The following is a 14,775-nucleotide window of genomic DNA, read 5'->3' as shown; positions in this document are numbered from 1 at the left end:
CCTGACCTCGGTTATCAATTCCCCGGAGCGGTAGGTACGGTCGATCACCGCGCCGGTCCTGACGTTCTTCAATTTTGTCCGGACAAAAGCTCCGCCCTTGCCGGGCTTGACGTGCTGGAACTCCACCAGGTAAAACAAAACCCCCTCTATATTCAGCGCCATGCCGGTCCTGAAATCTGCTGTGGATGCCAAAACTTACCTCCTTGATTGTGTCCGTTCTATGCTTTGATGGTTATTAATTTTTTGGTCGATCTGCTCAATATCCGGCAGCCCCCCTTGGCGACCACCACCAGGTCCTCGATCCGCACTCCGCCCCATCCCGGCAGGTAGATGCCCGGCTCGACGGTGACAATGGAATTCTCTGGGAGGGGGTTTTCGGACTTCATGCCCACCCCGGGAGCCTCGTGAACCGCCAGACCCACGCCGTGCCCCAGACCGTGTCCGTAGTATTTACCATAGCCGGCATCATTGATGATTTTACGGGCGGCCAGATCGGCCTCCCGGCCTTTGACTCCGGCCTTGACGGCCTTTAGCCCGGCGGCCTGAGCTTTGGTGACGATATCGTATATCTTAAGGTGCTTTTCGGATGGTTTGCCCAGACACACCGTCCGGGTCATATCAGAGTGATAGCCCTGGAAAATGGCCCCGAAATCCAGCACGATGAAATCGCCTTTTCGCACCTTGCGCTCGCCGGGCTGGGCATGGGGCAACGCTCCGTTGGGCCCCGAGCCCACTATGCTGTCGAACGAGGGGTTGGTGGATCCCAGCATCTTCAAGGTATGGTCCAACTGGGCCGCAATCGTTTTCTCGGTCAGGCCGGGTTTGATGAATTTTATTATTTTGGCAAAGGCCAGATCAGCTATCTGGGCGGCCCTGGCGATCTTCTGGATCTCATCGCTGGTTTTCACCTGGCGCAGATTTTCGGCCATCCCGCTTACCGGGATGAATTTCTTCTTGGGGCCCAGTTTCTGCAGCTGCAAAAACTGGGCATAGCTTAGGTTCTGTTCCTCGATGCCGATCTTTTTGGCTTTTACAAAGGCAGGCAGGCGGGAGAGCTCCTCCAGCAGACTGTTGACGATTATGGTGGTCCTGGCGTTCTTGACCTCCTTGGCCGATTGTTCCTTATACCTGAAATCGGTCAAAAAATCAGCCCCCCGGGGATTCACCAGCAGCATCCCGGAACTGCCCGAATATCCCGCCAGGTACCTGATGTTAAGCAGATTGGTGAACAGCATGGCATCCAGCTTCTTCAGACGCAGGGCTTTTTTAATGTTATCGATACGGTTGTTGACCATTAAGTGTAACTCCTAAATATTTCATCAGCGGAGGTGGCCCGCCCCCGTGGTTCTTTTAAAACTATCGCCGTCAGGATATGGTTACTTTTGGATCTGTGACAGCCAGGACTGAAAGCTGCTTACCGTATCATCGTCATCGCTGCTGCTGGTTTTCTCCGCAGGTTTGGCTTCGGCCACAGGCTGGGACGGCTCGGCGGCCGGAGCGGCCTCCTCCGGCTGGGACGGGATTGTCCCGGCATCGTTGAACAGGGCGCCGAAATCCATGCCCGAATCATCCCCGGAGGGCTCCGGAGTTTTCTCCTCTGCCACGGGAGCGGCGGCCGTTGAGGGTTCTATCTCCTGGGCAGGAGCCGGCGCAGAAATTTCAGAAATGACCGGTTCGGTCACAGGTTCTTCCTTTTTATCGGGCGAGCCGAACAGTTGGGCAAAGGGATCGTCGACCGGTGCGGCTTCAGGCGTTGGCTTAAGTTCCTCGGCCGGCGCCGGCAGTTCAACTTCCGTCACGACTGGAGCAGGCTTCTCTTCGGTCTTTTCTGCCGCCGCTTCCATTGGTGCCTCTATGGGCTCGGCAATGGCCGGGGCTTCTTCCGGATAGGCCTTCTCCAAAAGCTCATCCATCCGGTTCTTATATTCCTCATTATCCGGCTGGGCGGCGACCAGTTCCTTGTAAATATCTATGGCCTTCTCCAGAAAACCCTGCTGAACATAGATCTCGGCCAGGGTGCTGGTGGGGCCCTGGGGTTCGGCTTCTGTGGCCTCCGGCTCTGGTTCGGAGGGAACGGTCATGACTTCTGCCACAACCAACGGGGCCTCGGTTATTTCCGCTTTCGCTTCTTCTGTAACCGGAATCGGCTGATGAGTGGTTTCAACTTCCGCAACGGGATCTTCGTTTAACACTACCGGCAAAGCGATCTCCGGCGATTCCTTCTCGGCGGCCTTTTCCTCTTCAGCCAGCAGGACCTCGGGCATGGCGGGCATCTCCTGAGCAGAAGCTTCGATCACCGGCTCAGCCGGCGCAATTATCGGCTCGGCCATCGGTGTTTCGGCTGGTGTCGTTTCGGCAGCCTCGGCAACCGGCAGGGCGGCTGGTTCGGGCTCGGCCGGAGCGGCTTCCGCCTGTGGCTCGGGCTGTTTCAAGCTTTTAAGGTTAGTTATTTTTTCCGCCAGCTCGGCATCGGACGGCTCCATATCCAGGACCATCTGGTAATACTTCAGGGCCTCGGGATACATGTTCTGTTTTTCATAAGTCTCGCCCAGCAATTTATAGCCCACCAGGCTCTGCATATCGTTCTTGATGGTCAGCTCGAATTCCTCCCGGGCCAAGGCGTACATTCCCTTGGCCAGATAACAGCGGCCCAGTATCAGATGGGCGGTGGCATAATTAGGATGGTTCTCCAGACCCCTCTTGGCCGTGTCTATCGCTTCATCAAGAAGACCCGATTTCCGGTAGGCATCGGCCAGCTGGGCAAAGACCCTCGATTTGGGGTCAGCCTGCAGTTTTTCGCTGAGCTGTTCGATCTCCGGAGAAAGTTTTATGTTTTCCTGGGCCATATCCATAACTCCATTTAGTTTACGAATTGATAAGTGGGGATCAATGGGCCGAATAAAATCTAAGTCATAGTGATATTATATGCTTACCGGTCTGGTTTGTCAACATTTTTCGCCCGATATAGCTTGCCCAAGATCAACCTGATATCCCTTTAATTGACCTGCCGAAGGGCGGCCGGATAACCCCCCTTTCGGTGATCATGGCGGTTACCAGCTTGCCGGGGGTGACGTCGAATGACGGGTTGAAAACAGCTATCTTTTCGGGAGCGATGCGGCATCGGCCGAACTGCCTGACCTCATCGGGCTTTCTCTGCTCGATGGGGATCCGGCTTCCGTCAGACAAAGCGACATCGAAGGTCGAAAGCGGCGCAGCCACGTAGAAGGGAACGCCGTGATAACGGGCATTGACCGCCAGGCTGTAGGTGCCGATCTTATTGGCAAAATCCCCGTTGGCGCATATCCGGTCGGCCCCCACTATGGCGCAGTCGATCTTACCCGCCGCCATGAGAGAGGCCGCCATGTTATCACAGATCAGGGTGGCCGGGATCTTCTGCCGGCTCAGCTCCCAGGCCGTCAGCCGGGCCCCCTGAAGCAAGGGGCGGGTCTCATCGACGTAGACCGATCTTACCCTGCCCGTTTTGTGAGCGGTGGAAATGATGCCCAGAGCGGTCCCGATCCCCCCGGTGGCCAGCGCCCCGGTGTTACAGTGGGTGATGATCACCGAGTTCTTTTTAATCAGCTCCGCCCCGTATCTGCCGATCAGACCGCAGGTCACGGCATCATCATGGTGGATACCCTGTGCGGCCTGCAGTAGCATCTTCTTAAGCGCTTCGGCCTTGACGCCGGACTTGATAAGGGAATTGAACCGGGTCTCCATCCTGCCCAAAGCCCAGAAAAGATTGACCGCGGTGGGCCGGGTCCTTTTTATCCTCAGATAACTCTTCCGGAAATCGGCCGAGATATTTTTTGTTTTGGAATGCCAGATGCCAAGCACCAGGCCATATGCCCCGGCAATCCCAATCAGCGGAGCGCCCCGTACCGCCAGCCCTTCGATGGCCACCGCTAGTTGTTCTACTTTTTTACAGGCCAGATATTCGGCTTTCAGCGGCAATCGCCGTTGGTCCAATAATTTTATCGTGCCGTTCTGCCAGGCGATGACTTTTTGCATCTCAAATATTCCATTCTCTGTATCATCTTATCCAGTTTGACCAGGGGCAGCCCCATCACATTGAAGTAGCAGCCGTCTATCCTCTCCACCAGCAGCGAGCCCAGTCCCTGGATCCCGTAGGCCCCGGCCTTGTCCATCGGCTCGCCAGTGGCAATGTATTTATTTATCTCCGGAAGGGACAGCTTGCGGAACTTGACCCTGGTCATCTCATGGCCGGTGAGTTTTATTTTCCTTGCCGGATCATACAGGCAGAGGCCGGTATATACCTGGTGCCACTGGCCGGATAAGAGTTTGATCATCCGCAGGGCATCCTTTTCATCCGCCGGCTTTCCCAAAACATGGTGGCGGTAGGCCACCACCGTATCCGCCGCCAGGATCAGGCGGGTGCCGAAGGATGCCCGCCATTTTTTCCCCAAGAACATGGCCTTTTGTTCGGCCAGGTATTCCGCTATCTTTTGGGGGTCGGAGAAACCGCAGTTCTCCTCATCCACCTCGGCTGGTTTGATGATGATATCCGCCCCCAGCCCCTCCAACAGGGCCTTGCGGCGGGGCGAGGCCGAGGCCAGCAACAAAGCCGGCCAATTCATGAAGTTTGATATCTTGGCCAAACTGCCCTGGCGCTCACTTTATATTCAAATTGTTTATCGGACGAATTACGGTAAAGATGGTAACCACAACAGGCGATCATGGCGGCATTGTCGGTGCAAAGCTCCCGCCCGGGAAGTATCATGGTTTTTTTCTCCCGCTCGGCAAATAACTGGAGTTTACCCCGCAAGGCTCCGTTGGCCGCCACACCCCCACCCACCGTCAGGGTTTGGCAGTTCGTCAGGAGTGAGGCCCTTCGCAGCTTTTCTATCAGCACTTCAAATACCGCCTCCTGAAAACCGGCGCAGATGGAGGAGGTCTCCTCTTCCGAAAGAGCACCGGCCCCCCGGCTCTGCAGGTAATTAAGCACCGACGTCTTCAGGCCGGAGAACGAAAAATCCAGGCTGTCCTGCCCCAACAGGGCCCGCGGAAATTTCACCGGCTTGATCTTATTTTTCGCCGCCTGGCTTTCTATCAGCGGACCGCCGGGATAGCCCAGCCCCATCATCTTGGCGGACTTATCGAAAGCCTCGCCGGCGGCATCGTCCAGGGTCTGGCCCAGCAGGGATATTTTTTGATCGCGGTCCATGTAAAACAGCGAGGTATGTCCGCCGGAGACCGCCAGTGCCACCAGCGGCAGATCAAGATCCGGCCGGCTTAAAAAAGCGGTATAGATGTGGCCAGCCACGTGATTCACCGGAACCAGCGGTTTTCCCAGGCTCATGGCCAGTCCCTGGGCGTAGCTGTACCCCACCAGCAGGGCCCCGGCCAGGCCGGGTTTGTTGGTGACCGCTATCAGATCGAGTCGGCCATGGTCAATCCCGGCTTTGGTCAAAGCTTCCTCCGCCACCTGGGATACCCGGTTCAGATGATCCCGGGCCGCCAGCTCCGGCACCACCCCGCCGTATTGCTGGTGGATCAGCTGAGAATAGATCACGTTGCTTAAAACGATCTTTCCGTCCTGCACCAGACTGGCCGAGGTCTCATCGCAGGAGCTCTCGATCCCCAGTACCATCATCGGATGTTGACCTCGAAATCCTTGGGACTGGCGGCGATCAGCACCAGTTTATCCGGCAATTCGATGGTGGCCTGCAGCTGGTGCTTGCCCGGCGGGAGATCCTTCAGGTCAAGGGTTATTTTCAGGTCGGATTGTTTTGAAGCGTCCAGAATATTTCTGGGCCCGGACACCACCAAGTCTATGGTGCCGGGGGCGAAACTGACCAGGTAGTCTCTGCTCCGGTTGATAACCGATAACGGTATGTTTTTAAACACCCGCTCCCCGCTCTTCTCAAACCGGAGAAATACATCGATGGATTCGGGGCTGACTGCGAAAAGGCAGGAATCCGGTAGCATCAAAGCCGACCTTACCAATGTTCCTTCCGAAAAGCCCTCAACCCTTATGGGGGCCGAATAAATGGCATCCAGCATCTCCAGCTGCCGGGCCGGCCCTTTCAACAGAGCCGAAGCCGGTTCATACCGAATGCTGTCGGAAAGCACGAACCCGTCCGCCGGGTCGCCCACCAGGTCAAGCAGGATGTTGACTACTTTCTCGGTTTGGCGATCCAGGTTTATTTCCATTTCTTGGTCCAGGAACTGAACCGACCGGACCTTGAGCCGGAAAGGCAGAACCAGGTGATTCGGGGTAAGCTTAACCTTGAATTTTTTGATCTGGCGATTCTCGGCATCGATCACCACAGTCGGTTTTTTGAACTGAAAAGCGACCAGGTCCTTTCCCCTGGCCTCGATGTCGCAGGTCACCGAAGGCAGGCACCGGGCCAGGGAATACCCCGGGGGGATATTTTTGACCTCCACCGGGCAATGAAAGGTAAGTTTATAATATCTTTCGGTGGAGGCATACAACCACAGGGTAACAGCCAGCACCAGTGATACTATCCTGATATCCAGGTTTCTGAATATTTTATATTTATTCCCAGTAATCTTCATTTATTTTACAAAATCCTTTTCCACCAGATCGCAGATGGCGTGCTCGGCCATCAGCATGGATTCCTGGATTCGGAATGTTTTATCTCCCGCAGCCTTTATGCATACCCGGCAATATTTCCCCAAGGTGCCGGAAGCCGGGCCGGTCAGCCCGACAACAACCAGCCCCATTTTCTTAGCGGCTTTAGCCGCTTCGATAACATTGGGCGACCTCCCGCTGGTGGTGATGGCCAACAGTACATCCCCTTTTTTGCCCAAGGCTTCCACTTGGCGGGAAAAAACCGTGTCGAAGCTATGGTCGTTTGCCTCGGAGGTGATGATCGAGGAATCGGTGGTCAGGGCGATGGCTGGCAGGGCCTTCCTTTCCTTAAGAAAGCGGACCACCAGCTCGGCCGCAATATGTTGGCTGTCGGCGGCGCTTCCCCCGTTCCCGCAGATTAAAAGTTTTTTGCCTTTTTTAAACGCGCCGGCAATAATATCGGCCGCTTTGATTATATCAGCCGCTGAATTTTCCGCCGTATCGATAAGGGCCTGGGCGCTTTTCAGCATTTCCCGCCGCAATTGAGCCAAGGTGATATTTATATTTTTCATATATCCTTTACTGTTATTTGATATACCCAGTTTCCTTGAGATAATCCTTTAAACCTTCCTCCCAGGGCCTTAATGTTTCCCCGAAGGTCCTCTCCCAGCAAAAATTTCGTAAAACAGAAAAGGCCGGGCGCTTGGTGGGGGTGGGATAATCGGACGAAGAAATAGACAGAACCTCGGCTTTAGTCCCGGAAAGTTCCACTGCCCTTTTGGCAAAATCGAACCAACTGCAGGCGCCGGAGTTTGACAGATGATAGGTGCCGTATTTATTGCTGGAGATCAGCCTGGCGATGGCCCGGCAAAGGTCTCTGGCATAGGTGGGCGACCCCACCTGGTCATTGACCACTTTTATCGTTCCGGTCTCCCGGGCCTTGGCCAGTATGGTGCTGACGAAATTCCTGCCCTGTTTCCCGTACAGCCAGGAAGTGCGGACGATGTAGAATTTTTTCAACAGTTCTCTGACGTGATTCTCGCCCTCCAGCTTGGACCTTCCATAATGTCCCAGCGGGTTTGGCTGGTCCCATTCGCAATAGGGTTCGCCCTTGGCGCCGTCAAACACGAAATCGGTGCTGATGTACAGCACGGGAATATCAAGCTGCCGGCAGGCCAGAACCACATTTTTAGTCCCCAGACCGTTGACGGCATAAGCGGTATCGGGATCCTTCTCGCAACCGTCAACATTGGTCATGGCGGCGCAATGGATGATAAATTCCGGATGATATCCAATGATTTTTTTAATGGCCTCTTCACTGGTAATATCAATATCCTGGATATCGATGCCCGTCACCTGATGATCGCCAGCCAGCTCAAGGCACAGGTCGGTGCCCAGCATCCCCTTGGCTCCGGTGACTAAAATCTTCATTTTTTGTTCCTGGCCCTTTGCCCTATGAACTGGTTAACCACCCACAGGTCCTCGATGGATGATCCGGCGTCGCCCCACCAGCCCTTGATGATCTCGTAGGTCATTTGGCCTTTTTTGATGAAGGCGTTGTTGACGTCGGTGATCTCCAGCTCGCCCCGGCCCGATGGCTTCAAGGTCTTCAGGATGTCCCACACCTGGGAGTCGTACATGTAGATGCCGATCACGGCGTAATTGCTCTTGGGATTCCGGGGTTTCTCCACAATGTTCTTCACCAGCCGGCCTTTGACCTCGGCCACCCCGTATTCCCGGGGATTGGCCACCGTCTTAAGGAATATCTTGGCCCCCGAATCCTGTTTCTGAAAATCGCTGACAGCTTTCTTGATGGATCCGTCCAGAATATTGTCGCCCAGCATCACCACCACCTTGTCGTCTCCCACGAAGTGACGGCACAGGCCCAGGGCCTCGGCGATGCCACCCTCGCGTCGCTGGTAGGTGTAATTGATGTGCTTGAGGCCGAACTCCTCGCCGTTTCCCAGCAGACGAAGGAAATCTCCGGCCGCATTTCCCCCGGTTACCAGCATGATGTCCTTGATCCCGGCTTGCACCAGGGTCTGGATGGGATAGTAGATCATGGGCCGATCGTACACCGGGAGAAGATGCTTGTTGGTGATGCTGGTCAGCGGGCGGAGCCGGGTTCCCAGCCCGCCGGCTAAAATTACGCCTTTCATATGGAGCCTTTCTGATAATATTATTTTTACTTTACCACGGAAACACGGAATTTATTACTTCGGCGGATAAATAGTACAATGTGTCATTCCCGCACTTCATTGCATTCAGCATAAACTCCAGCGGGAATCCAGGCCTGGATGCTATTTTTCAATGGCATGACAAAAAGAACGTTCATAAACAGGTAAGGTTTATTGATCTATTACCCGCCGAAGTAATAAATTCAATTCAGTTCCGTAACTTTCGGCATTTAGTGTTTCCGTGGTTAGTCCTTATAATGAATGGCTCTGGCAAAACTGCCAATGATATCTTTCTGCATTTTTCCTTCCAGCACATTCCCGATGACCACAGCGGTGGCTCCGGCCCGGGCTTTTATCCCGGCGGTCTCGGGATCCTTTATCCCCCCGCCCACCACCACCGGCAGATCGGCATACTTGGCCACTCCGCTGATCATCTTCTCCGATACCGGCGACAGGGCGCCGCTGCCGGCATCCATGTAGATGAGCTTCATGCCCAGATATCTGGCCGCCAGGGCGTGAACCATTGCGATGTCCGGCTTGTCATGTGGGATGGGAATCGAATGGCTCATGTAAGTGGCTGATGTCAGTTTTCCGGATTCTATCAACATATAGCCGGTGGGAATCACCTCCAGCCCGGAGCGTTTGACCATCGGGGCGGCCTTGACCTGCTCCTCTATCAGCAGGTTGGCGTTGCGCCCGCTGATCAGCGAGAGATACAGCAGGGCATCGGCCTCTTTGGTCACCTGATAGGCGCTGCCGGGGAATATCACTATCGGCCGTTTGAAATTTCTTTTCAATGCTTTGGCAATAAGACTGATCTGATCCGACATCAGCAGGCTGGTGCCCAGGAAAACGGCATCCACCCCTTCATTCTGGAATATGCCTCCCAATTTCACGGCCTGGGCCGGCTTGACCTTGTCGGGATCCACCAGCACCACAAAAGCCGCGCCCTTGGCTTTGGCGGTCTTTAATAGATAATCGTAGAACATAAAATTTCCTTTCAACCTCACCCCTACCCCTCTCCTAATGCTTTAGGAGAGGGAAAAAAAGAGGTCAGGTCAGCGCCCCGGTGGGGCAGACTGTTACGCACTTTCCGCAGGAGATGCATTTATCTTTGTCAATCTCCAGGCCCCAGCCGTGAAGAATGATGGCCAGCGCCGGGCAGATTCCGGAACATAAGCCGCAATTTCCGCAGAGTTGTTTGTGAATGGTGATCATCCGAGTTGTATTATTATCACTCATCTTTGATCTCAATATCCAGGAAGTTTATCTGACACCTCAACTCGAAACAAGGTACACCTTGGTCCTCTTCGGCTGAGCAGAGGTATATTTCATTCCGTTTGATCTTGAAACCAAAAATTAAATTGATGGTTTCCATCTCTTTGGTGTGCTGATCGATCTTATAGCCCACAACGTTGCGAAATGTTACTCGACAGCGTACCGCGGTTTTCGCGTGACGTGTTCCAGTAAAAATCGACTTACCAGTAATGGGGAAACGATTTAAAGGGAATGTGACCGTTCGCGCCTCAGGGTCGTGCTTCACGTCAGCGACTCGCAAAATCGCATGGTTCGCCATGAACCCCACAGCTTCAAGCACAGTTACTGGCAGTTCATCTGCATGGATTCTCAAATTCATTTTAATATGCTAACAGCTTTATAAACCTTGTGCAAATTCGTGTCCTTCGGGAACCAGCGTTTTGATCAAGGCAATGTGCCAATCTCAGAATGACGATTACCGGACTAAGTGAAAATGGTCCCCTCTATTTTCCCCATCTGCTCCTTCAGCTTCCCGTCGTCCTTGCCGCCCACCTGGGCCAGCTGTGGCCGGCCGCCGCCCTTGCCGCCGGTGATCGCGGCGATCTGCTTGGCGATATCACCGGCCATATATTTCTTGGCCTTGACCAGATGGTCCCCCACCGCGATAGTGAACCCGAACTTGCCGTCGTCCGTACTGGCCAGAATTATGACTCCGCCCGGCAGTTTCATCCGCAGCTTGTCGGCCATCTCCCGCATGTCGTCCTGGGAAAGGCCATCCAGCAGTTTGACCAGCAATTCAACATCTTTGACTTTTTTAACCTCTTTAACCAACCCTTCGACCATACCACCCTGCTGCTGTCTGGCCACATCCTTCTTGGCCTTCTCCAGAGTCTTCAGCTCCTCCATCTGGGCATTGAGCTTCTTGACGATGTCCTCGCGGTTGGCCTTAAGCCGGTCCTGGATTTCGGACACCAGCAGCTGATCCTGTTTGATCTGCTGGTAGGCGGCCTCGCCGGCCACGGCCTCGATCCGCCGCACCCCAGAGGCGATGGCTTCTTCTTTTATTATCCGGAACAGCCCCAGCTCGCCGCTGTTTTTAACATGAGTGCCACCGCACAGTTCTTTGGAGAAATCGCCGCAGGAGATCACCCGGACCTCCTCGCCGTATTTCTCGCCGAACAGGGCCATGGCCCCGGTCTGCTGGGCCTCGGCCAGCTTCATGTGCCGGTCGGCCACCGGAAGGTTGTCCATGATCTTGCGGTTGACTAAGTGCTCCACCTCGTCCAATTGCATCTGGTCCAGGGCGGTAAAATTCGTGAAATCGAACCGCAGGCGCTCCGGGCTGACCATCGAACCCTGCTGTTGGACATGCTTGCCCACTATCTGCTGCAAGGCCGCCTGCAACAGGTGGGTGGCTGTATGGTGCCGGGCGGTGCTCAGTCGTGCCTGCTGGTCTACCGTGGCCGTGATTTCATCCTTGACCTTTATCGTGCCGGAAACGATCTCGGCCTGATGCACCGTGGACCCGTTGAAGGTCTTGACTGTGTTCAGAATCTTTATCCGGCAGTTGGGATTCTCCAAAATTCCCACGTCGCCAGCCTGTCCGCCGCCCTCGCCATAGAACGGGGTGTTCTCCAAGGTGATGTCAACTTTCCGGCCCTTCTCGGCCTGGTCAATGGCCAGTTCTTTGATGAATATCCCGGTGACCTTGGATTTTTGCTCCAGATTGTTATAGCCCACGAAAATGCAGGAGGGATAGTCCACGCTCTTCTGAACAGAGTAGGACACCTCGCCCCGGGCCGCCCGGGCCCGCTCCTTCTGCTGTTCCAGGGCCTTATTGAACCCGTCCAGATCGAGGGTCAGTCCCTGTTCCGTTGCGATCTCCTGGGCCAGGTCTATGGGGAAACCAAAGGTATCGTAGAGTTTGAACAGCACTTCCCCGGGTATGGATTTGTCATTGGGGAGGGTGATGGCCGCGGCCGATTCCAGCAATTTGGTAAGCCCCACCGCAATGGTGGAAACGAAAGTCTCTTCCTCGTTTTTGATGACCATGGCAATGTGTTCGGTCCGGGGCTTAAGTTCGGGATAAGCCTGGCCCATGATATCTATGACCCCCGGCACCAGATTATACAGGAACGGCTCGGTCAGCCCCAGCAGGCGCCCGTGCCGGGCCGCCCGCCGCAGGATCCGCCGGATCACGTAGCCCCGGCCCTCGTTGGACGGCAGCACACCGTCCCCGATGGTAAAGATCAGGGCCCGGATGTGGTCGGCAACCACCCTGAAGGAAACGTCGGTCTGTCCCTGGCCGTAGGTTTTACCCGATATCTTCTCCACCGCCTTGATGACGGGATAGAAAAGATCGGTGTCATAGTTGGAATTTTTCTTTTGCATCACCCGGACGATGCGCTCGAAGCCCATCCCGGTGTCCACATGCTTGCTGGGCAGTTCGGTCAGTTTCCCGTCAGGTCCCCGGTCGTACTGGATGAACACCAAGTTCCAGATCTCCACAAAACGCCCGCAACCATCAACGTTGACCCCGCATATGTGGCCGTCCTTTCCCTCCTTGGGACAGCTGCCCTGGCCCATGTCCATGTGGATCTCGGAGCACGGCACGCAGGGGCCGGTCTCGCCCATCTCCCAGAAATTATCCTTCTCGCCGTGACGGCTGATGTGCGAAGGCTCCATATCGGTCAAGGTCTTCCAAAAATTATAAGCCTCTTCGTCGTTGACGTAGACCGTGGCGTACAGTTTGTCCTTGGGCAGTTTCCAGACCCCGGTCAGCAGTTCCCAGGCCCAGGAGATGGCCTCCTTCTTGTAATAGTCGCCGAAGGACCAGTTGCCCAGCATCTCGAAGAAGGTGTGATGGGTATGGTCCCGGCCCACCTCCTCCAGGTCGTTATGTTTGCCGGAGACCCGCAAGACCTTCTGGCTGTCGGCCGCCCGCTTGTAGCCCCGGTCCTCCAGCCCCAGGAAGATCTTCTTGAACTGGTTCATTCCGGCGTTGGTGAACAACAAGGTGGTATCGTCCGACGGCACCACCGAATCGGACGGCACGATGGTGTGGCCTTTGGATTTGAAGAAATCCAGGAATGATTGACGTATTTGATTTGATGTTTGCATGGGTTTGAATGTTTTTATTTTATTTTGTGCTACGGATCAATCGGACTAAATAGTACTGGTTTTGTTACCGATATTTCGCTTTCAGCATTTCACACTAGTCAAAAATCACCCGGGCAGATTATCCAACAACGGCAAATTAAATTTTGATCCAATTTTGTCATCAGTATATGCTATGAAATTTTGTATATCTAAATTAAGTTTAGATATTTCTTCATACTTGAAACTATAGGAATCACCTACCTTCTGCGACACCAACGGAAATTCCTTTTTGAATTCACTATTAACCATACCCCTATTATGCACAATTAAATTACGTATTTTTATTATGTAATTAATTTGATCAAATGCATCTTGTTTGTCAAATAGAATTACACCTAAACGTTTTTCAAAATAATTTTTTATATTTATAACACCGCCATAGAAAAGCTCCTCAATTTTCTTTTCTGCTAAGGCATTTTTTAATTCATTAATATCATCAAAACTAAGAACAAATTCATAATTGATCGTTTCGTTTGATTTAAGTATTTCTGGCTTTATATTAATCACTTCAGCAAGTATGTCTTTAAAATAAGTTATCAGGTTATCTATTGATCTACTAAACGCCATTTGACAAAAGTAATGCTCATATGATTTACTTTGGGTAAAACTTTCTGCACCGTTTTTTGTTAATAATTTCACTAATTCATTCGACAGTTCATTTTCTTGATCCTGGTATATCCGGGTTAATCTTTCAACAACAAATTCATTATTTGTAGATAAAAGTTCCTCGGCAATATTAATGTATACCATCAATAATTCACAAATTCCTAATTCGGAAGTAAACTTTAAGAATGACAACGTAGCTTTGTCTGGCACATAAGCGCCGTATTTATTTATTATGTGATTGCGCATGTTAATTTATAAAGCATAAAATAATAGTTAGGAACGAAATCTAAGATATCTATAATTAGAAATTACCACAATCAGCACCCTATTTCATTATCCTCTTTATTTCGGCAGCAAAAACAGTATGGTAAAAAAGTGACAGATGCTCCCGGCCAGCACGAATAGGTGCCAGATGGCGTGGTGGAACTTTAACTTGCGCCACAGGTAGAACACCGTCCCCAGCGTGTAGAACAGCCCTCCCACCCCCAGGAACACCAGGCTGGCTGTGTTGAGGTTCGTCAGCAGTGGTTTGGCCACGATCACCACTATCCAACCCATCGCCAGGTATAATAACGTGGACAGCACCGCAAAACGATTCGCCCAAAAAGCCTTGCCCACTATTCCTGCCGCCGCTATGCCCCACACCACGCCGAACACCGTCCAGCCCAGCCGGCCATGCAGGGTGATCAGCGCGATCGGGGTGTAGGTCCCGGCTATCAGAAGAAATATTGCCGAGTGGTCAAAGATCCGGAACAATTGCTTAGCCCGCCCAGCGTAAAAACCGTGATACAGAGTCGACGATAAATAAAGCAACACCAGGGTCGCGCCGTAGATGCTAAAGCTGACTATGTGCCAGGCGTTCCCGGACAGGCTGGCCAGCACCACCAATACCACCAGGGCCGCAATGGCCAGCCCCAGCCCCACCCCGTGCAGGATAGCGTTGGTGGTCTCCTCGCCCGGCGTGTAGCGTTCCACCGAATCTGCATCGGCGTCCCGCACTGCAGTCATTAGCTTGAGCCA

General features: G+C 53.4%; 16 protein-coding genes. All 16 read right to left on the bottom strand.

Features of this window, described 5'->3' with window-relative positions; all coding sequences use genetic code 11:
• Positions 1-192, bottom strand: a 192-nt coding sequence (locus KJ869_10270; GenBank protein MBU1577572.1) for an elongation factor P, incomplete at its 3' end; no start/stop codon positions are given.
• A gap of 26 nt (positions 193-218) precedes the next feature.
• The gene (locus KJ869_10265) at positions 219-1,295 is read right to left on the bottom strand and encodes a Xaa-Pro peptidase family protein (GenBank protein MBU1577571.1); all 1,077 of its coding nucleotides are present in this window, start codon (positions 1,293-1,295) and stop codon (positions 219-221) included.
• Between the two features lie 81 nt (positions 1,296-1,376).
• Positions 1,377-2,846, bottom strand: coding sequence for a tetratricopeptide repeat protein (locus KJ869_10260; protein MBU1577570.1), 1,470 nt, complete (start codon positions 2,844-2,846; stop codon positions 1,377-1,379).
• 133 nt (positions 2,847-2,979) lie between these two features.
• Positions 2,980-4,011 (bottom strand): S-methyl-5-thioribose-1-phosphate isomerase, encoded by a 1,032-nt coding sequence (gene mtnA / locus KJ869_10255; protein MBU1577569.1) that lies wholly within the window; start codon positions 4,009-4,011, stop codon positions 2,980-2,982.
• The gene (gene maf, locus KJ869_10250) at positions 3,975-4,598 is read right to left on the bottom strand and encodes a septum formation protein Maf (GenBank protein MBU1577568.1); all 624 of its coding nucleotides are present in this window, start codon (positions 4,596-4,598) and stop codon (positions 3,975-3,977) included. Before maf ends, mtnA begins: the two co-directional genes overlap by 37 nt.
• Entirely contained in the window at positions 4,595-5,614 is a 1,020-nt protein-coding gene (gene tsaD, locus KJ869_10245; protein MBU1577567.1) for a tRNA (adenosine(37)-N6)-threonylcarbamoyltransferase complex transferase subunit TsaD, read from the bottom strand. Before tsaD ends, maf begins: the two co-directional genes overlap by 4 nt.
• Positions 5,611-6,540 (bottom strand): hypothetical protein, encoded by a 930-nt coding sequence (locus tag KJ869_10240; protein ID MBU1577566.1) that lies wholly within the window; start codon positions 6,538-6,540, stop codon positions 5,611-5,613. Before KJ869_10240 ends, tsaD begins: the two co-directional genes overlap by 4 nt.
• Positions 6,541-7,128 (bottom strand): SIS domain-containing protein, encoded by a 588-nt coding sequence (locus KJ869_10235; GenBank protein ID MBU1577565.1) that lies wholly within the window; start codon positions 7,126-7,128, stop codon positions 6,541-6,543.
• Positions 7,129-7,141: 13 nt separating this feature from the next.
• Positions 7,142-7,987: a dTDP-4-dehydrorhamnose reductase gene (rfbD, locus tag KJ869_10230; GenBank protein ID MBU1577564.1), complete on the bottom strand. Its 846-nt coding sequence runs from the start codon at positions 7,985-7,987 to the stop codon at positions 7,142-7,144.
• Entirely contained in the window at positions 7,984-8,715 is a 732-nt protein-coding gene (locus KJ869_10225) for an NTP transferase domain-containing protein (GenBank protein ID MBU1577563.1), read from the bottom strand. The genes rfbD and KJ869_10225 overlap by 4 nt, the downstream gene beginning before the upstream one ends.
• Positions 8,716-8,978: 263 nt before the next feature.
• On the bottom strand, positions 8,979-9,722 hold the full coding sequence (locus KJ869_10220) for a geranylgeranylglyceryl/heptaprenylglyceryl phosphate synthase (GenBank protein MBU1577562.1): 744 nt from the start codon (positions 9,720-9,722) through the stop codon (positions 8,979-8,981).
• Between the two features lie 64 nt (positions 9,723-9,786).
• Entirely contained in the window at positions 9,787-9,951 is a 165-nt protein-coding gene (locus KJ869_10215) for a 4Fe-4S binding protein (GenBank protein MBU1577561.1), read from the bottom strand.
• Positions 9,952-9,967: 16 nt separating this feature from the next.
• The gene (locus tag KJ869_10210; GenBank protein MBU1577560.1) at positions 9,968-10,369 is read right to left on the bottom strand and encodes a hypothetical protein; all 402 of its coding nucleotides are present in this window, start codon (positions 10,367-10,369) and stop codon (positions 9,968-9,970) included.
• A gap of 104 nt (positions 10,370-10,473) precedes the next feature.
• Complete coding sequence (gene alaS / locus KJ869_10205; protein ID MBU1577559.1) at positions 10,474-13,110, bottom strand: alanine--tRNA ligase; 2,637 nt, start codon at positions 13,108-13,110, stop codon at positions 10,474-10,476.
• 105 nt (positions 13,111-13,215) lie between these two features.
• Entirely contained in the window at positions 13,216-13,965 is a 750-nt protein-coding gene (locus KJ869_10200; GenBank protein MBU1577558.1) for a hypothetical protein, read from the bottom strand.
• 132 nt (positions 13,966-14,097) lie between these two features.
• Positions 14,098-14,763: a hemolysin III family protein gene (locus tag KJ869_10195; GenBank protein ID MBU1577557.1), complete on the bottom strand. Its 666-nt coding sequence runs from the start codon at positions 14,761-14,763 to the stop codon at positions 14,098-14,100.
• Between the last annotated feature and the right edge of the window lie 12 nt (positions 14,764-14,775).

The organism is Candidatus Edwardsbacteria bacterium (genome assembly GCA_018821925.1).
In the GTDB taxonomy this organism is placed as follows: domain Bacteria; phylum Edwardsbacteria; class AC1; order AC1; family EtOH8; genus UBA2226.
The sequence above is the reverse complement of the archived record's forward strand: the minus strand, read 5'-3'. Positions and strand labels throughout refer to the sequence as shown.